This is a genomic window from Vibrio variabilis (genome assembly GCF_003263785.1).
GTDB lineage: Bacteria > Pseudomonadota > Gammaproteobacteria > Enterobacterales > Vibrionaceae > Vibrio > Vibrio variabilis.
Genome location: NZ_JYJK01000130.1, coordinates 145,279 through 162,842, shown reverse-complemented (window position 1 = coordinate 162,842; position 17,564 = coordinate 145,279). Strand labels below are relative to the sequence as shown.

The following is a 17,564-nucleotide window of genomic DNA, read 5'->3' as shown; positions in this document are numbered from 1 at the left end:
TGTGATTTTCTGTGACAAAGACTGGCACATTGGCAATGATATCACCAAATGAATAGAGGTAGATTATGAACTTGCAGGATATGGAGAAAAACGCATCACAAGCGGTAGTACTCTTAAAAGCGATGGCTAATGAGAGACGCCTGCAAATTCTGTGCATGCTACACAATACAGAGTTGTCGGTCGGTGAGTTGTGCGCGCGTTTGGAATTGAGCCAATCAGCATTGTCGCAACATTTAGCTTGGTTGCGCCGCGATGGGTTGGTTTCCACGCGTAAAGAGGCACAAACGGTGTTTTACACCTTGAGCAGCAGCGAAGTTCGCCAGTTGATTGAAACGTTGCATGGCATGTACTGCAGCGACAAGTAAGTGATGACGTTCGCTATTTTGTGGTAGCGAGTGTTTTCTTGTTAATAGAGAAAACGGTCAATACAGAAAATACGGATACAAAAAAACCGGCCTTAGCCGGTTTTTTTAACACAATACAAAGTCTAAATTATAGAGCTTTGATTGCAGCAGAGAAGCGTGACTTGTGACGAGCAGCTTTATTCTTATGAATAAGGCCTTTAGTCGCCATGCGGTCAAGGATTGGAGTAACTTCTGCAAATGCTGAAGTTGCTGCTTCTTTGTCGCCAGCTTCGATAGCTGCGATTGTTTTCTTCATGTAAGTGCGCATCATAGAACGACGGCTAGCGTTGTGCTGGCGACGTTTCTCAGCTTGGATAGCGCGCTTCTTAGCAGATTTACTGTTTGCCAAGGGTCTAACTCCCAAAAACTTAGTTCGGTGACAATTTAAGGGCGAGGAATATCCCTCATTTGCGCTCAATTGTCAAATGATTTGTGCAAAAACCCGACGATATAAAACAATTTTTGATATCTGTGGGCTATCGCGGTTAAGATGGCGGGGATTCTAACAGTATTTTTCGACCAATGCTAATACTAATCCTCTCTTCAATAACAAAGGCTATTGAAACCGATAAATAGCAAAAGCATTGGCTAGGTCATTCAGAGGTTATCGTGAGTAAACGCCTTCTTAAGTCAGGCATGATAGTGAGTGCCATGACGCTGGTGTCTCGAGTATTGGGACTGGTTCGTGATGTGGTGGTGGCGAATCTAATGGGGCAGGGGCGAGCGCTGATGTCTTCTTCTTTGCCAATAAAATCCCCAACTTTCTTAGACGCCTTTTTGCAGAGGGCGCATTCTCTCAGGCATTTGTTCCTGTACTGACCGAATATCATGCCTCTGGTGATAAAGACAAAACTCGGGATTTAATCGCTAAAGCGTCCGGTACGTTGGGGGTGATTGTCACTATTGTGACGTTACTCGGCATCCTAGGCTCGAGTGTTGTTACCGCTTTATTTGGTTTTGGTTGGTTTCTCGATTGGCTCAATGATGGCCCTGCAGCACCGAAATTTGAACTCGCCAGTGTGATGCTTAAAATCACCTTCCCGTATCTTTGGTTCATCACCTTTGTCGCCTTGTCCGGGGCTATTCTTAATACGCTAGGCAAGTTTGCGGTTTCTTCTTTTACCCCTGTTTTTCTTAATGTGATGATCATTGCCTGTGCGTGGTTCCTTTCACCAAACCTGGCACAGCCGGAAATTGGCTTAGCAATCGGTGTGTTTTTAGGTGGCTTTGTCCAGTTTGCGTTCCAAATTCCCTTCCTTATTAAAGAGGGGTATTGGTTAAACCTAAATGGGGCTGGCGCGATCCTGGGGTGACTAAGATCCGCACCCTGATGATCCCTGCGCTGTTTGGTGTATCGGTAAGCCAAATAAACCTGCTGTTCGACACCTTTATTGCCAGTTTCCTAGCCACAGGTTCAATCAGTTGGCTTTATTATTCAGACCGCCTTCTCGAGTTCCCGCTTGGTTTGTTTGGTATTGCCATTGCTACCGTGATTTTACCGGCGCTGTCACGTAAGCATGTAGACGCCCATAGTGAAGGTTTTGCTCACACCATGGATTGGGGCGTACGCATGGTCATTCTGCTCGGCTTGCCTGCTATGTTGGGACTCATGGTACTCGCAAAACCTATGCTGATGGTGCTATTTATGCGTGGTGAGTTTACGCCTCATGATGTTGAGCAGGCGTCTTTATCCTTATTAGCTTATGCATCCGGCCTACTTAACTTTATGTTGATCAAGGTACTCGCACCAGGCTATTACTCGCGTCAAGATACGAAGACACCAGTGAAATATGGCATTATTGCTATGGCGTCCAACATGGTCTTCAATGCGATCTTTGCTTACTTTTACGGGTATGTTGGTCTGGCAATGGCAACAGCGTTGTCTGCCTTTATTAATATGGCGCTGCTTTATCGTGGACTTCATCGTCAAAATGTCTATCGCATTACCAAGAAAACCATTGGCTTTGTCGTTCGTCTAGTGATGGCGGTAGCGCCATGGTGGCAGTATTGATGTGGCAGCTACAAGACATGCAGCAGTGGCTGAGCTGGGGCTTATCTGAGCGTATTGTTAGCTTGACGGTACTGATTGGTCTTGGAGGGCTGACATACTTGGCGGCACTGCTGATTTTGGGAATTCGCCCGAAAGACGTAAAAGCAGCGACAGATTAACAATGATTGGTTATAATCCGTCAGTTTCACACTCGTAACATTTACTTAAGCAGGTGGTTTAGTCGTTTCATGGAACTCATTCGAGGCATACATAACCTTAAAAATCAGCACCATGGCTGCGTTTTAACCATCGGCAACTTTGACGGTGTCCACCTTGGACATCAACGTGTACTGAGCCAGGTAAAACAGAGGGCGTCACAGCTTGGTTTACCTGCGGTTGTGATGACTTTTGAACCACAACCGATGGAGCTGTTTGCGAAAGATAAAGCGCCAGCGCGTTTGACTCGATTACGTGATAAGTACGAACTGCTTGAGAAAATGGAACTGGATCGCCTGTTATGCGTGAACTTTAATCAGCGATTTGCCAGCTTAACTGCGGAGTCTTTTATTCGAGACTTGTTGGTAGGTAAATTGGGTGTTAAGTTCCTTGTCATCGGCGATGACTTCCGCTTTGGTAAAGGGCGTGAAGGTAACTTCGAGATGCTTCAAAAAGCGGGCCAGGAGTTCGGTTTTGAGGTGGTGAATACGGCAAGTTTTTGTGTTGAAGAGACTCGAGTCAGTTCAACGGCCATTCGTCAGGCTCTTGCTAATGACGAACTCGACGCAAGCGCAGAAATGTTGGGACGTCACTATACTTTGTCGGGGCGTGTTGCCCATGGTCAAAAGTTAGCGCGTGGCTTTGGGTTTCCAACCGCCAATATTTCACTCAAGCGTTATGTCGTGCCTGTTCGCGGCGTTTATGCGGTGCAGGTGTTTGGTGTTGATGATAAGCCGCTACCAGGCATTGCCAATATAGGTAAAAAGCCAACGGTTGCGGGGACAACGCCCGATCTTGAAGTGCATATCTTTGACTACGAGGGCAACCTCTATGGTCAACAAATTGAAGTGGCACTGCTTCATAAAATCCGTGATGAGAAAAAGTTCGAGTCACTGGAGCTGCTTAAGCAGCAAATAGAATTGGATGCTGATGTAGCAAGGGTGTGGCTACGTCAGTTTAAGGGTTAGCGGAAGATTCCACCGCTAACATAATGTCTAACTTTCGCCCAATACAACGGAATTAAGAATCGATGAGTGAGTATAAAGATACCCTGAACCTACCTGAAACAGGGTTTCCAATGCGCGGCAACCTGGCCAATCGTGAGCCAGAAATGCTTAAGCGTTGGTACAAAGAAGATCTTTACGGTGAGATCCGTAAAGCTAAAAAAGGCAAAAAATCCTTCGTGCTACACGATGGCCCTCCATATGCGAATGGTGACATTCACATTGGTCACGCTCTAAACAAGATTCTTAAAGACATTATTATTAAATCCAAAACACTTTCAGGTTTTGACGCACCATACATTCCAGGTTGGGATTGCCACGGTCTACCTATCGAACTGATGGTAGAGAAGAAAGTGGGTAAGCCAGGCCAAAAAGTGACTGCGGCTGAGTTCCGTGAGAAATGTCGCCAATACGCGGCAGGTCAGGTTGAAGGTCAAAAAGAGAGCTTCAAGCGTCTAGGTATTCTTGGTGAGTGGGACAAGCCTTACCGAACGATGGACTTTGCAACTGAAGCAAACATCATTCGTGCACTAGGTAAGATCGCTGATAACGGCCACCTGCTAAAAGGCTTTAAGCCAGTTCACTGGTGTACAGACTGTGGTTCTGCACTTGCTGAAGCAGAAGTTGAGTACAAAGATAAAGTGTCTCCTTCTATCGACGTACGCTTTAAAGCGGCCGACGAAGCTGCGCTAGTATCTAAGTTCGCGCTAAGCGAAGGTCATGAAGGTCAAGGTGACATCTCAATCGTTATCTGGACCACAACGCCATGGACACTGCCTGCTAACCGCGCAGTATGTCTACGCGACGACCTTGAGTACGTGCTAATCCAAACAGAAGGCGACAACCCAGAGCGTATCATCGTGGCTTCTGAGCTAGCGAAAGACGTGATGGATCGTGCTGGTATCGAGCACTTCCACAACCTTGGTTTTGCGAAAGGTGCCGATCTAGAGCTTTCTCAGTTTAACCACCCATTCTACGATTTCACTGTTCCGGCGATCCTAGGCGATCACGTAACGACTGAATCAGGTACTGGTGTGGTTCACACAGCACCTGGCCACGGTCAAGAAGACTTCGCGGTTGGTCAAAAATACGATCTAGAAGTGGCTAACCCGGTAGGTTCTAACGGTGTTTACTTGCCAGATACTGAGCTATTTGCAGGTCAGCACGTGTTTAAAGCCAACGATGCGGTTGTAGAAGTACTGAAAGAAAAAGGTGCGCTACTTCATCATCACGCTTACGAGCACAGCTACCCACACTGCTGGCGACATAAGACTCCAATCATCTTCCGTGCAACACCTCAGTGGTTCGTATCTATGGATCAAGCGGGTCTACGTGCGAAAGCACTAGAGTCAATCAAGGGTGTTGAGTGGATGCCTGAGTGGGGTCAAAGCCGTATCGAAGGTATGATTGAAGGTCGCCCTGAGTGGTGTATCTCTCGTCAGCGTACTTGGGGTGTGCCAATCGCTCTGTTCGTTCACAAAGAGACAGCAGAACTTCATCCAAACTCGCTAGAGCTGATTGAAAAAGTGGCTCAGCTAGTGGAAGAGAAGGGCATTCAAGCTTGGTGGGATGTAGAAATTGCAGACCTACTTGGCGACGACGCTGATCAGTACGAGAAAGTTCTGGATACACTCGACGTTTGGTTTGATTCGGGTGTGACGCACTACTCGGTTGTTGATTCTCGTGAAGAATTCAATGGCAACAGTGCAGACCTATACCTAGAAGGTTCTGACCAACACCGTGGTTGGTTCCAGTCTTCGCTGATTTCATCTATCGCGATGAAAGACGAAGCGCCATACAAGCAAGTGCTAACGCACGGCTTCGTGGTAGATGGTCACGGCCGTAAGATGTCTAAGTCAATCGGTAACGTAGTTGCGCCAAAAGATGTGACTAACAAGCTAGGTGCAGACATTCTGCGTCTATGGGTTGCATCGACTGACTACACGGGTGAAGTTGCGGTTTCTGATGAAATCCTAAAACGCTCTGCAGATGCTTACCGTCGTATCCGTAACACGGCTCGCTTCTTCCTAGCAAACCTAAACGGTTTCAACCCAGAAACAGACCTAGTACCAGCAGAAGAGATGGTGGCACTGGATCGCTGGGCGGTAGGTCGCGCGCTAGCAGCTCAAGAAGAGATCGTAAAAGCATACGAAGAGTACAACACGCACGGCGTGACTCAGCGTCTAATGCAGTTCTGCTCTATCGAAATGGGCTCGTTCTACCTAGACGTGATTAAAGACCGTCAGTACACAGCGAAACTGGGCGGTCACGCACAGCGCAGCTGTCAGACTGCACTTTACTACATCGTTGAAGCACTTGTTCGTTGGATGGCACCTATCATGTCGTTCACTGCTGACGAAATCTGGAACGAAATGCCAGGTCAACGTGAGAAGTTTGTGTTCGCGGGTGAGTGGTTCGAAGGTCTGTTCGGTCTTGCTGAAGGCGAAGAGCTAAATAACGAATTCTGGGCTGAAATCCAAACGGTTCGTGATGCAGTAAACAAACAGCTAGAAGCGGCGCGTAGCGAGAAAACCATCGGTGGTGCACTACAGGCTGAAATCACTCTGTTTGCCGATGATGCGCTAACGGCGAAACTTAGCAAACTAGAAGACGAGCTACGTTTTGTATTGCTAACGTCTGCAGCAGCGGTCAAACCAATGTCTGAGAAGACAGATGCAGCGAAATCGACAGACTAGAAGGTCTATTCGTTGAAGTAGCAGCTACTGAAAACGAGAAGTGTGACCGTTGTTGGCACCACACTCCGGACGTAGGTACTATCGCGGGTCACGAGAAGATTTGTGGTCGCTGCGTATCGAACGTAGATGGTGAAGGCGAAGTTCGTAAGTTCGCTTAATGGTAAGCTAACCGGAACTTTTGAAAGATTTAACAGCCCCAGTTTTTACTGGGGTTGTTTTTATCAGCTAACTGATTGAACATATAATTCATTAAGTGTTTGCTACCCAAGGTAGCGAGAAAGGAAACAGATGAGCGAAACGGCAATCACATTTCGACAATCAGGTGTACGCTGGCTTTGGCTAGCGGTGGTGATTTTTATTGCTGATATCAGCATCAAGCTCGTGGTCATGGATAACATGGGTTACGGTTGGGCAAATCGAATTGAAATCTTGCCATTCTTCAATTTGCTCTACGTCCATAACTATGGTGCGGCATTTAGCTTCTTAAGTGACCAAGCAGGTTGGCAGCGCTGGCTGTTCACCGGTATCGCGTTTGTCGTCACTGGCATGCTAACGTACTGGATGAGCAAGCTTCCGGCAAAAGAGAAGTGGAACAACATTGCTTATGCGATGATCATCGGCGGCGCAGTAGGTAACGTTTTTGACCGTGTGGTTCATGGCTTTGTTGTCGACTACTTAGACTTCTACTGGGGCAATTATCATTGGCCCGCTTTCAACCTCGCAGACATGGCGATCTGTATTGGTGCGGCGATGATTATTATCGATAGCTTTCGCAGTAAAGAGCAAAAGTAGCGCAGATAACGAATAACCTTAAGCGCTGTGCGTTGATATGCACGGCGCTTTTTTATATAACAAGCTAAATGATAAAGAGCTGCTGTGCGTATCAATCAACACAGACTCAATAACACAAGGAAGCCGTAACGTGAGCATCATTTCCCAAGATAGCGCTGTCACCCTACATTTTACTATTAAGCTGAGCGATGGCTCGGTTGCAGACAGCACCCATAATATGGGTAAGCCTGCCAAATTTATTATTGGTGACGGTAGCTTAAGTGATAATTTTGAAAAATGCTTGGTGGGTTTGACGTCGGGTGACAACAAAGCCATTGAGTTAAAAGCCGTAGATGCGTTTGGTATGCCCAATCCAGACAATGTTCACCACATGGATCGCGCAAAGTTTGTGGGTGACTCTGAGGTTGAAGTCGGTACAATAATGGCCTTCTCTGGTCCTGATGGTATGGAGATCCCTGGTATCATTACGGATATTGCGGGCGATTCGGTAACGGTTGATTTTAATCACCCGTTAGCAGGGCAAGATGTCACCTTTGAAGTTGAAATTCTCGAAGTAGAATAAACCACTCAGATAAATACGATAAGTAATAGCGGCTTTTCAATGAGTAATGAAATGAAAATTAAACTAGCTAACCCGCGTGGCTTTTGTGCGGGTGTAGACCGAGCGATCAGCATTGTTGAGCGCGCGCTTGAGATGTATCAGCCGCCAATCTATGTTCGTCATGAGGTGGTACACAACCGCTTTGTGGTTGAAGGCCTTAAGCAACGTGGTGCGATATTTGTTGAGGAACTGAGTGAAGTGCCTGATGACAATATTGTGATCTTTTCAGCTCACGGTGTGTCTCAAGCGGTTCGCAAAGAAGCGAAAGCGCGTGAACTGACGGTATTTGATGCCACTTGTCCGCTGGTAACCAAAGTCCATATGGAAGTGGCTCGCGCGAGTCGCCGCAATATGGAAGTCGTGCTTATCGGTCACGCGGGTCACCCTGAAGTAGAAGGGACAATGGGTCAGTACTCAAGTGAGACTGGCGGCATGTACCTTGTTGAGCGTCCAGAAGACGTTCTAACGCTTGAAGTTAAAGATCCAACGAATCTTCATTACGTGAGTCAAACCACGCTTTCTGTGGATGAAACCGCTGATGTGATTGATAAGCTTCGTGAAGTGTTCCCTGATATCCAAGGCCCTCGTAAAGACGATATCTGCTACGCCACGCAGAACCGCCAAGATGCGGTTCGTGAGCTGGCAGGTGACGTTGATGTCATGGTTGTCGTAGGCTCGACAAACTCTTCGAATTCAACGCGTCTTAAAGAGCTGGCTGAAAAACTGGGCACACCAGCATACCTGACGGACACGCCTGATCTGATTGAAGCTGAGTGGTTTGAAGGAAAAGGTTTGGTTGGTGTCACTGCCGGCGCGTCAGCACCAGAAGAGCTAGTTAATCAAATCATCGATAGAATCAAAGCGCTGGGCGCTGATGATGTTGAGGAAGTGTTAGGCCGAGAAGAGAACATGTTCTTTGAAGTGCCAAGAGAGCTTCAAGTTAAAGTGGTTGATTAACCCTCACTCACTGTAACTCCGATTGTTTAAATAAAAATGCCGCGTTTGAAACGCGGCGTTTTTGATCGTCACTTAGTATTGAGTTTTAAAGTTACTTGGTTTGCTGGGACAGCAGGGCTTCTGTGGTAGCTAATCGCCAGGTGTTTCCCTTATCGGAGCTGACCAGCAATACAGGGTGGTGCTGAAATTGCTGACTGTAACGACTTGGACTGCCGGCCAGCATTTCGTTGGGCCAGCGGCGATAATGCTCGCTAACCACATGAATGCAATCCTTGGCATTAGACAGCAGCGCGCACTCTTGTTGGCTCGATTTGGAAACACGCAGCGCTTGGTTAAACCAAGTATCATCGTTGAAGTTTTGGATCTCATAGGTATATAACAGGTATAGGTTCCCACGTTTATCCTGATGCAGTTTTTGAGTGTAGTTTGAATACTGCTGCCAGTTTGGCATCACAATGACCCCTTTGTCTTGCCAATGGTATTGACCATTTGCTTGTGACGTACCAGTTATCCACTCAAGTCGATAGCCACTCGGAGCATCGGTCGCTGGCGCAGTGTTGCGCATCGCCAACACAATGCTGTCATCGCTTTGGATAGCGGCGTGGACGTAGGTATAGCGTCCCAAAGGCTGACCAACATAATTGACCTTGTCATCCACTGAAGTATCTTCTGGGTAGCGACCAACGGGCGTCTCTCGTCCGTAAGAAAATTTATCGTTTGCTGCTACGTTGCCCCATAAATTATCGCCATTGTTCCATTCACTGTTGGTGACGGGCGCTAATGAGTAGCGATGCCAGATCTGGTGGTTGTGAGCGCCAGAAATAAAGTGCAATCGTTTTTGGCTGTCGAGCAAAAGGATAGGTTGATTGTGCCCATCTGGTGTTGCCTCAGAGGTCGAACCGCTCCAACCCATGAACAGAACGTCAGCTTGCTCAGTACCAAGCTGATAGCGAACATAGTATTGCCCCGTGTTGTAATCAAGACGATTCAGCGCACTCTCATCGTAGCTAATGGCTGCGATATGTAAGGTGTTGCCTTCCCAGATGACGGGCTTGCTACCTCGGTACAGACCTAGGCGAATTGGTAGTGATAGTGTCTCTTCTTGCCAGTCGAGTTCACCATTGCCAATGTCGATTAAGCGAGAGATGGCGTATTCGCTATTGCTATTCGATGTGCGGATAAATAGCGGTGGCTGGCTGCCATTCCCCACCATTTCCGTTTGTGCCAACCAGTTCTTTTTATAGCCCACCCAAGTTTGGGTTTGTGCCTGATAGCGGATAGCACCGTGATCGAGTTTAAAGAACACATCGCCATTATCTTGAAAATACACTTGTTCAATATAACGATAGCGATAACCATCTAGCCCATCGGCATTTTGCCTAAACCCAAATTCTTGCTCCATCGCTCTCAGTGATGTGCTGATCCATTCGCCGTTTGGCGTCAGTCTTACTAAGTATGAGTCACAGTCGGTACATGGATTGGCGTCGCTATATAAAGATGAATAGACACGGTCGTCGTACGTCAGTGCGTGTAACGGCTTATTAGTTTTCTCTAGAGTCACTGGGTCTTGATGGTAGCCAGGTTGACCGTCGCCGACATTGAACTGGTTCATGTTGTTGACGATCATCCATGGTAGGTTGTTGGCATCAAAATAGGGACGACCAGGGATGAATCTTGGGTTGTAACCGTAGCGTTCTCGCTCACCATCGAAAATATTCGCGTACTGAACCGAAGATGAGGCATCAGAATTTGTTGTGAACTGAGATTCAGGCTCCGTCGTTTCAGCACAATTGTGATCGTATTGAGAGCGAGTCCAGTCTCGGTTGAGATCGGTGAAGCTTTGTTGCCAATCTACAGTACAACGATTGGCACTTGGCGGCTGAGAAGGCGTGCTTCCCCCGCTATTTGAAGAATCACAGCCAAAGAACAAAACACTGGCGCATAGCATCAAAGAGGATGTAAAAAGAGTGGAACGAGACATGTGATATGACACTTATATGAACAAACGTAAAAAATGATTTCCATAGAGAAAATGGACTTTACTCGTGGGCGTATTTTGGTATCCTACGCCGCGCTACCAGTAGGGTAGTTTTTTCGGAGATAACTATGAACAATACCGACCATCCTCCTAGTATGAAAGGAGAAAAGTAGCCTCGCGTCGGTAATTGCGATCTTCGTTCCTACCGCTGAGGTAGGTGTGTTTCCCTTCTATAACATCCTGATATTTTTCTCCTTTCTTCTATTTAGTTACTCTATAAGTGTGCTTGTTTCATGGCAGTTTTGCTGTGTTTAACTGTGCGCATGGAGAGCTGACGTTTTGATGGTCGTTACCAATGCTAATCGGGAGATTCGCCATGACGGTAATGAGCAATACATATATTGAAAATGCAGCACCTCGCTTCTCTGAAGAGGAGATCAGTGCTGCAACGAAAGCATTTCTGCAATACGATACAGATCAGCAGCTAAACCTACTAACGGTCATGCCGATCGATGAAGCGGTAGGTGTGCTGCAACACTGTGCCTTGGGGCAAGTTCAGTACTTAATTGAAGAGCTTGATTTACAGGGGCACGATAAGCGAGCAAGACTCTATGCACACCATTTGGGGTTGATCCACTCAGAAGCGGAGACCACAGGTGGCTATTTGACGACGGGTGTACTCGAGCACGTCAAGCAGCGCATAGGGTGGATTGTTACCTTAGCACTGCTAGGCATCGTTTCTGGTCTTATCATTGCACAGTATGAAGATACTTTAAGCCAACTCGTGCTACTGGCCGTTTACATGCCGGTGATTGCTGCCGCTGGTGGTAATACGGGTACGCAGGCCGCAACTCTGGTGATACGTGCACTAGCAACCGGTGAGCTTCGCAAGAGGCAGTGGTTAGAGGTACTCTGGAAGGAGAGCCGTGTGGCGGTATGCTTGGCTGCCGCAGTAGCACTGGTGATGGTTGGACGTATTCTAGTCTTTGGCGATGCGAATTCTGCAGGCGGTTTTGATATTAACCTTATCGCGATGGCGATAGCAGTCGCACTGTTTATTCAGGTCACGGTATCAACGACCTTGGGTGGCGTGCTGCCTATCATCGCTCGTGTGTTTAAACTCGACCCTGCAGTACTGGTGAGCCCAGTACTGGCATCAATTGTAGATATCTCAGGTATGTGGATTTACTTTACAGTGGTGAATCACTTCCTAGGATTATCTTAACTAACCACAATCTACTAAGTCGATATTCAGATGTTAAAGCGCAGCTATGGCTGCGCTTTATTGTTTGAGCGCTCCAATGAATAGCTGTAATCGACGACTTGGCGATAGTAGGCTTTTTCAAACTGTGTTAACGGTGACTCAACAGGTTTGTTGGTGGTTGCTTTCTTTGGATGATAGTCAGTCACAAATTGGATAAACAAACTTTCACGCTCACCTCTGCTACCAAGACCAAATCCCATCATGTTATAGGTGCCAAACAGAGATCCACTTTTTGCTACTAGCGCGCCTTTAATCGGTGCCTTTCGCATACTTGAACGATATTTTAATGTGCCGTTGTTGCCAGAGACTGGCATGAGCCGAGCAAGCTTGAGCGTGCTGTCGTTGTTGTGGATGTAGCTAAGTACTTCACGCATTTGACTGGCGGTGACACGGTTGTTACGCGACAGCCCCGAGCCATCTTCCAGTACTGCCAGATCAAGGTTAATACCAGCCTTTTGTTTAACAATGGCTTTTATCGCTTCGGTGCCATTATTAAAGGATCCAGATTCGTTAAAATAGTGGGCTCCAAGGGTCTTGGTGATGTTATCAGCATACAGGTTATTAGAGTCTTGCAGCATCACTGCGAGCAGGTCGTTTAGCGGCCGAGAACGCTGAACAAATAGCGGCTTTTGTCCTTTTATGTTGGGGGTTCCTACTTTGACGTCACCAGATAGAGTCACGCCGATACGCTGAAGCTCTGATTTGATGACATCGACGGTAAATTGCTCAGGCGACGAAATGGCAAACTTGAGCGGTATTGGCGACTTTCGCTCGACCGCGCAGCCACTTAGCGAGTATTGATTGTTAGGGTTCACTTCTAGTTGCAGATCACAATGGCTTTGCTCTTGGTAGTCCTTTGAGACGCTCTTTGCTGAAGTCGACGCACTGATAGGTTGATGTGAAGGCACATTGATACGCGTCGTACCATTTTTATTGGTGTATAACGCGCCTTGAACACAGTTGCCATCAAGCGTAATCGCAGAGGCCGGTGCACTATAGCAAACCCCAAGAATATCCCAAGGCCAGCCGACTCCGCGCTGATAACCCGTAAAAACGCTGTCATCCAACCAAATATTGTTAAATCGCGCTCCTACCTCTGATTTGGCTTGTTTTAGCATAGTCGTGAGAGAGGCTCGGCTGAATGTAGGGTCACCTGAGTACTTGATAATGAGGTCATTGCCCGAGGTATAGAGTGTCGTCTCAAAGCGAAAACTATCAGGCAGTGCCAGTTTGGCTGCCAAGGCTGTGACAACTTTTAGTGTGCTAGCTGGGGGAAAAAATTGCTCAGTATTGTACTCAACTAGTGCCTGTTGCGGAGCCGACAGTGGCGCAATGAGCTGCGCGCTACGGCTTCCATAAGGGAGATGTTTGGTTGCATCGGCACTACCTGCAAACGTCGAAGTGGAGAAAATAAGTAGGCAGGTGAGTGATAGTTTGGCTGTCATAGCGAATTCATCAGGATGGGCTTAATTTTTAATGTAGGCTAACAACCAATTAAGTCGAGATAAAGCGTTAAATTTTCGCAAAAAAGTGGAAATAAATCGACGCTGCTTTTTGTAGAGATAATGACACAAGGTTGCTCACATTTTCATACCATCACCGATGTTGTTTACCTTGCGAAATCAAAGCTAACTAGGCTATATTGTTGCGTTGCTCAAAAAGAACAACTCTGATTGTTATCAGAAAGAGCACCACAGCCAGTGCCAGCAATAAGTGCTCGCTTGTTGCCTCAGAATCCGAATAACGGTGATTTGTATCCACGGATTGATTACACTAGGCTTAATCCAGTTTATTTTTCAAATTGTACTCAGGCATGCTTGAGTAGGATTTTATTGTCCAAAGGATGCTTTGGAAAAGAGGTTGTTATAATGGAAAAGGTTCCAATGACTGTACGTGGCGAACAACAGCTACGTGAAGAGCTAGATCGTCTACTTAAACTTCGTCCACAGATTTCTGAAGCAATTGCAGAAGCGCGTGAACTTGGCGACCTAAAAGAGAACGCAGAATATCACGCGGCTCGTGAAGAGCAGGGCATCTGTGAAGCGCAAATTCGTGATATCGAGTACAAGCTATCTGTCGCGCAAGTGATTGACGTGACTAAGCTAGATAACACGGGCAAGATCATCTTTGGCTCTACGGTAACTCTGATTGATATCGATACGGATGCTGAGCAGACTTACCAAATCGTGGGTGATGACGAAGCGGATATTAAATCTGGTCGTATCTCAGTAAGCTCACCAATCGCTCGTGGCCTTATCGGTAAAATGGAAGGTGACGAAGTGACTATCGTGACCCCTGGCGGTCAAAAAGACTTCGAAATTGACAAGGTTGCTTACGTTTAAGCACTGTTGTTGACCGAAAAGTTGAAAGAAAGTCGTCAAATTGGCGGCTTTTTTTACATTTGCATGTTGGTGTCATTACAAGGAATTGGCGAATACTTGTTGTCAGAAAAATGAAAAGGCCGCCTAAGCGACCTTTCCCACTTTGAAACAAATTGTTTCTATAAAAATCAACAGCTGAGCAAATTACTTGCGCGGCAGTTCGATCTTCTTTTGCTCTGACTGACGGTAAAGAACAAGAGTCTTACCGATAACCTGAACTTTCTCTGCTTTTGTTTCGCGCACAATAGCGTCGATAATCAGCAGTTTAGTTTCACGGTCTTCTGACGCCACTTTCACTTTAATCAGTTCGTGGTGGTCAAGAGCGATTTCGATTTCCGCTAGTACAGCCTCTGTTAGTCCATTTGCGCCCATAAGCACAACGGGTTTCAGTGCGTGTGCTAGGCCTTTTAGGTGCTGTTTTTGTTTGGTGCTTAGGTTCATAACGCGGCCAAATTTATTTACTATTAGGGTTGAAAAGTCGTATTTTAACGCCATCTAATGACGAAGACTATACTTTATTCTAAGGGCATGCCCTTATTGAGTTGGAAATTGAATGAGTAAGCAAAAACATTCGGCCAGTTCGGGTCGTTGGCTAAAAGAGCATTTTGATGATAAATATGCCAATGAGGCCAGAAGAAAAGGCTATCGTTCACGTGCTATCTTTAAGATTGAAGAGATTCAAAACAAGGATAAGCTACTGAAACCTGGGATGACTGTGGTTGACCTTGGTGCTGCTCCTGGTGGGTGGTCTCAGTACGCTGCTAAAGTCGTTGGCGACGAGGGACAAGTGATTGCTTGTGACTTGCTGCCGATGGATCCTATCTCTGGTGTAAGCTTCCTTCAGGGCGATTTTCGTGAAGAAGCGGTGCTTGATGCACTACTAGAAAGAATCCAACCGGATATGGTCGACGTAGTAATGTCAGATATGGCTCCTAACATGGCAGGAAACTTATCTGTCGATCAACCTAGAGCTATGTATCTTGTTGAACTAGCATTAGATATGTGTCATCAAACTTTAGCCCCTGGCGGCAGTTTCGTAGTGAAAGTGTTCCAAGGTGAAGGGTTTGACGAATACGTAAAACAGGTGCGTGAAGCCTTCAAAGTGGTGAAGATTCGCAAGCCGGACTCATCTAGAGCTCGCTCTCGTGAGGTGTTTATTGTAGCTAATGGCTTCAAAGGCTGAACATTAGTTTACAAAGACAAAATTAACAATGTAGCTACAGCCTAAAAACTGTAGTACCCTACCTTTAATTACAATTAGTTATCGAGAGGCTGACACCTTGAGTGACATGGCAAAGAATTTAATTTTGTGGTTAGTCATCGCCGTTGTGTTGATGTCGGTATTCCAAAGCTTCGGACCGGGGGAAAGTAACGGTCGAGCGGTAGATTACACCACGTTCGTACAGGAAGTTGGCAATGGCCAGATTCAGGAAGCTCAATTCAAAGACAGCGAGATAACCTTTACTCGCCGTGGTGGTGGCAGTCGCTTTGTGACTTACATGCCAGTTTATGATCAAAAACTTCTTGATGACCTAATTAACCAAAACGTGAAAGTTTCGGGTACGCCACCGGAAGAGCAGAGCCTGCTTGGCACTATCTTCATCTCGTGGTTCCCAATGATTCTTCTTATCGGTGTCTGGATCTTCTTTATGCGCCAGATGCAGGGCGGCGGTGGCAAAGGCGCCATGTCGTTTGGTAAGAGTAAAGCTCGCATGATGAGCGAAGAACAGATTAAGACCACGTTTGCTGACGTTGCAGGTTGTGACGAGGCAAAAGAGGATGTTAAAGAACTCGTAGACTACCTACGTGATCCAAGCCGATTCCAGAAACTGGGCGGTAAGATCCCAACGGGTGTTCTCATGGTGGGGCCTCCTGGTACAGGTAAAACGTTACTTGCTAAAGCCATTGCTGGTGAAGCGAAAGTACCGTTCTTTACTATCTCAGGTTCTGACTTTGTAGAAATGTTCGTGGGTGTTGGTGCATCTCGTGTACGCGACATGTTCGAACAAGCGAAGAAAGCGGCACCTTGTATTATCTTCATCGATGAAATCGATGCGGTAGGTCGTCAGCGTGGCGCTGGTGTAGGTGGTGGTCACGATGAGCGTGAGCAAACCCTTAACCAAATGCTCGTAGAGATGGATGGTTTTGAAGGTAACGAAGGTATTATCGTTATTGCAGCAACTAACCGTCCTGACGTACTTGACCCTGCACTACTTCGTCCTGGTCGTTTTGACCGTCAAGTTGTGGTTGGTCTACCTGATGTACGTGGCCGTGAGCAAATCTTGAAAGTACATATGCGTAAAGTGCCTCTAGCATCTGATGTTGAGCCATCTTTGATCGCACGTGGTACACCAGGCTTCTCTGGTGCAGACCTTGCTAACCTAGTGAACGAAGCAGCGCTATTTGCCGCTCGTGGTAACAAGCGCAACGTGTCTATGGTTGAGTTTGAACTAGCGAAAGACAAGATCATGATGGGTGCAGAGCGCCGCTCAATGGTGCTTTCTGAAGAGACAAAAGAGTCAACGGCATACCACGAAGCGGGTCACGCCATTGTTGGCCGCTTGGTGCCTGAACATGATCCTGTGTACAAGGTATCTATCATTCCACGTGGTCGTGCACTGGGTGTGACTATGTACCTACCTGAGCAAGACCGTGTGAGCATGTCGCGTCAGCACCTTGAGTCGATGATCTCAAGTCTGTACGGCGGTCGTCTAGCCGAAGAACTTATCTACGGCAAAGACAAGGTATCGACGGGTGCATCAAACGATATCGAACGTGCGACTGATATCGCTCGTAAGATGGTGACGCAATGGGGTTTCTCTGAAAAACTGGGTCCTCTACTGTACGCAGAAGATGAAGGTGAAGTATTCCTAGGTCGTAGCGTGACTCAGACTAAACACGTGTCTGGAGAAACAGCGAAATTGATTGATGAAGAAGTTCGTCATATCATTGATCGCAACTATGACCGTGCGAAGCAAATCCTAGAAGAGAACATGGATATCATGCACGCTATGAAAGATGCGCTTGTGAAATACGAGACCATCGATGCAGGTCAAATTGATGACCTGATGGAGCGTAAAACGGATATTCGTGAGCCAGCGGGTTGGGCAGACCAAGCTGCAGCTCAGCAAGAAAAGGCAGAGGCGAAGCCTGCGCCTAAAGCTGAAGAACCGAAAGCAGAAGAGCCAGCAGCGCCAGCCGCTGACTCGGAAACCAAGGCTGAAAATGTGTCTTCTGAGCCAACTAAGAAAGATTCAGAATAATCACTTCTGATTAAGCCC

13 protein-coding genes and 2 pseudogenes are annotated in these 17,564 nt (G+C 46.9%); 11 read left to right on the top strand and 4 right to left on the bottom strand.

Features of this window, described 5'->3' with window-relative positions; all coding sequences use genetic code 11:
- The first annotated feature begins 65 nt into the window (after positions 1-65).
- A complete protein-coding gene (locus TZ48_RS22085; RefSeq protein ID WP_112480762.1) occupies positions 66-365 on the top strand; it encodes an ArsR/SmtB family transcription factor in 300 nt (99 codons plus the stop codon).
- Positions 366-492: 127 nt separating this feature from the next.
- Here the strand turns inward: TZ48_RS22085 and rpsT are convergent, their stop codons facing one another.
- Positions 493-753, bottom strand: a complete 261-nt coding sequence (gene rpsT / locus TZ48_RS22080; protein WP_112480760.1) for a 30S ribosomal protein S20 — start codon at positions 751-753, stop codon at positions 493-495.
- 260 nt (positions 754-1,013) lie between these two features.
- Between rpsT and murJ the strand changes: the two are divergent.
- From murJ to ispH, 6 genes and pseudogenes are all read left to right on the top strand, one after another.
- Positions 1,014-2,573 (top strand): annotated as a pseudogene (murJ, locus tag TZ48_RS22075) (murein biosynthesis integral membrane protein MurJ).
- 69 nt (positions 2,574-2,642) lie between these two features.
- Positions 2,643-3,578, top strand: coding sequence for a bifunctional riboflavin kinase/FAD synthetase (gene ribF / locus TZ48_RS22070; protein ID WP_112480758.1), 936 nt, complete (start codon positions 2,643-2,645; stop codon positions 3,576-3,578).
- 62 nt (positions 3,579-3,640) lie between these two features.
- Positions 3,641-6,468, top strand: a pseudogene (gene ileS / locus TZ48_RS22065) (isoleucine--tRNA ligase).
- A gap of 130 nt (positions 6,469-6,598) precedes the next feature.
- Complete coding sequence (lspA, locus tag TZ48_RS22060) at positions 6,599-7,102, top strand: signal peptidase II (protein ID WP_112480756.1); 504 nt, start codon at positions 6,599-6,601, stop codon at positions 7,100-7,102.
- 130 nt (positions 7,103-7,232) lie between these two features.
- Positions 7,233-7,664 carry an FKBP-type peptidyl-prolyl cis-trans isomerase gene (gene fkpB, locus TZ48_RS22055; protein WP_042473872.1) on the top strand — a complete coding sequence of 144 codons (432 nt, stop codon included), beginning with the start codon at positions 7,233-7,235 and terminating at the stop codon, positions 7,662-7,664.
- A 39-nt stretch (positions 7,665-7,703) separates the two neighbouring features.
- Positions 7,704-8,660, top strand: coding sequence for a 4-hydroxy-3-methylbut-2-enyl diphosphate reductase (gene ispH, locus TZ48_RS22050; RefSeq protein WP_112480754.1), 957 nt, complete (start codon positions 7,704-7,706; stop codon positions 8,658-8,660).
- Positions 8,661-8,751: 91 nt separating this feature from the next.
- On the opposite strand, the gene TZ48_RS22045 is transcribed toward ispH, so the two are convergent.
- Positions 8,752-10,641 carry a BNR-4 repeat-containing protein gene (locus TZ48_RS22045; protein WP_162674688.1) on the bottom strand — a complete coding sequence of 630 codons (1,890 nt, stop codon included), beginning with the start codon at positions 10,639-10,641 and terminating at the stop codon, positions 8,752-8,754.
- Between the two features lie 373 nt (positions 10,642-11,014).
- On the opposite strand from TZ48_RS22045, the gene TZ48_RS22040 reads away from it, so the two are divergent.
- Positions 11,015-11,863 (top strand): magnesium transporter, encoded by an 849-nt coding sequence (locus TZ48_RS22040; RefSeq protein ID WP_112480833.1) that lies wholly within the window; start codon positions 11,015-11,017, stop codon positions 11,861-11,863.
- A 44-nt stretch (positions 11,864-11,907) separates the two neighbouring features.
- On the opposite strand, the gene dacB is transcribed toward TZ48_RS22040, so the two are convergent.
- Entirely contained in the window at positions 11,908-13,347 is a 1,440-nt protein-coding gene (dacB, locus tag TZ48_RS22035) for a serine-type D-Ala-D-Ala carboxypeptidase (RefSeq protein ID WP_112480750.1), read from the bottom strand.
- 423 nt (positions 13,348-13,770) lie between these two features.
- Between dacB and greA the strand changes: the two genes are divergently transcribed.
- Positions 13,771-14,244 (top strand): transcription elongation factor GreA, encoded by a 474-nt coding sequence (gene greA / locus TZ48_RS22030; protein WP_042473574.1) that lies wholly within the window; start codon positions 13,771-13,773, stop codon positions 14,242-14,244.
- Between the two features lie 183 nt (positions 14,245-14,427).
- Here the strand turns inward: greA and yhbY are convergent, their stop codons facing one another.
- A complete protein-coding gene (gene yhbY / locus TZ48_RS22025) occupies positions 14,428-14,724 on the bottom strand; it encodes a ribosome assembly RNA-binding protein YhbY (protein WP_042473875.1) in 297 nt (98 codons plus the stop codon).
- 112 nt (positions 14,725-14,836) lie between these two features.
- On the opposite strand from yhbY, the gene rlmE reads away from it, so the two are divergent.
- Positions 14,837-15,466, top strand: a complete 630-nt coding sequence (gene rlmE / locus TZ48_RS22020; protein WP_042496566.1) for a 23S rRNA (uridine(2552)-2'-O)-methyltransferase RlmE — start codon at positions 14,837-14,839, stop codon at positions 15,464-15,466.
- A 106-nt stretch (positions 15,467-15,572) separates the two neighbouring features.
- Positions 15,573-17,546: an ATP-dependent zinc metalloprotease FtsH gene (gene ftsH / locus TZ48_RS22015; protein WP_239671033.1), complete on the top strand. Its 1,974-nt coding sequence runs from the start codon at positions 15,573-15,575 to the stop codon at positions 17,544-17,546.
- Positions 17,547-17,564 lie beyond the last annotated feature (18 nt).

What these genes read in the sequence shown, in the direction of transcription:
- TZ48_RS22085 (WP_112480762.1), top strand. Translation starts at nt 66, where the DNA reads ATGAACTTGCAGGATATGGAGAAAAACGCATCACAAGCGGTAGTACTC.
- ribF (WP_112480758.1), top strand. Translation starts at nt 2,643, where the DNA reads ATGGAACTCATTCGAGGCATACATAACCTTAAAAATCAGCACCATGGC.
- lspA (WP_112480756.1), top strand. Translation starts at nt 6,599, where the DNA reads ATGAGCGAAACGGCAATCACATTTCGACAATCAGGTGTACGCTGGCTT.
- ispH (WP_112480754.1), top strand. Translation starts at nt 7,704, where the DNA reads ATGAGTAATGAAATGAAAATTAAACTAGCTAACCCGCGTGGCTTTTGT.
- TZ48_RS22045 (WP_162674688.1), bottom strand. Translation starts at nt 10,641, where the DNA reads ATGTCTCGTTCCACTCTTTTTACATCCTCTTTGATGCTATGCGCCAGT.
- TZ48_RS22040 (WP_112480833.1), top strand. Translation starts at nt 11,015, where the DNA reads ATGACGGTAATGAGCAATACATATATTGAAAATGCAGCACCTCGCTTC.
- dacB (WP_112480750.1), bottom strand. Translation starts at nt 13,347, where the DNA reads ATGACAGCCAAACTATCACTCACCTGCCTACTTATTTTCTCCACTTCG.
- greA (WP_042473574.1), top strand. Translation starts at nt 13,771, where the DNA reads ATGGAAAAGGTTCCAATGACTGTACGTGGCGAACAACAGCTACGTGAA.
- yhbY (WP_042473875.1), bottom strand. Translation starts at nt 14,724, where the DNA reads ATGAACCTAAGCACCAAACAAAAACAGCACCTAAAAGGCCTAGCACAC.
- rlmE (WP_042496566.1), top strand. Translation starts at nt 14,837, where the DNA reads ATGAGTAAGCAAAAACATTCGGCCAGTTCGGGTCGTTGGCTAAAAGAG.
- ftsH (WP_239671033.1), top strand. Translation starts at nt 15,573, where the DNA reads ATGGCAAAGAATTTAATTTTGTGGTTAGTCATCGCCGTTGTGTTGATG.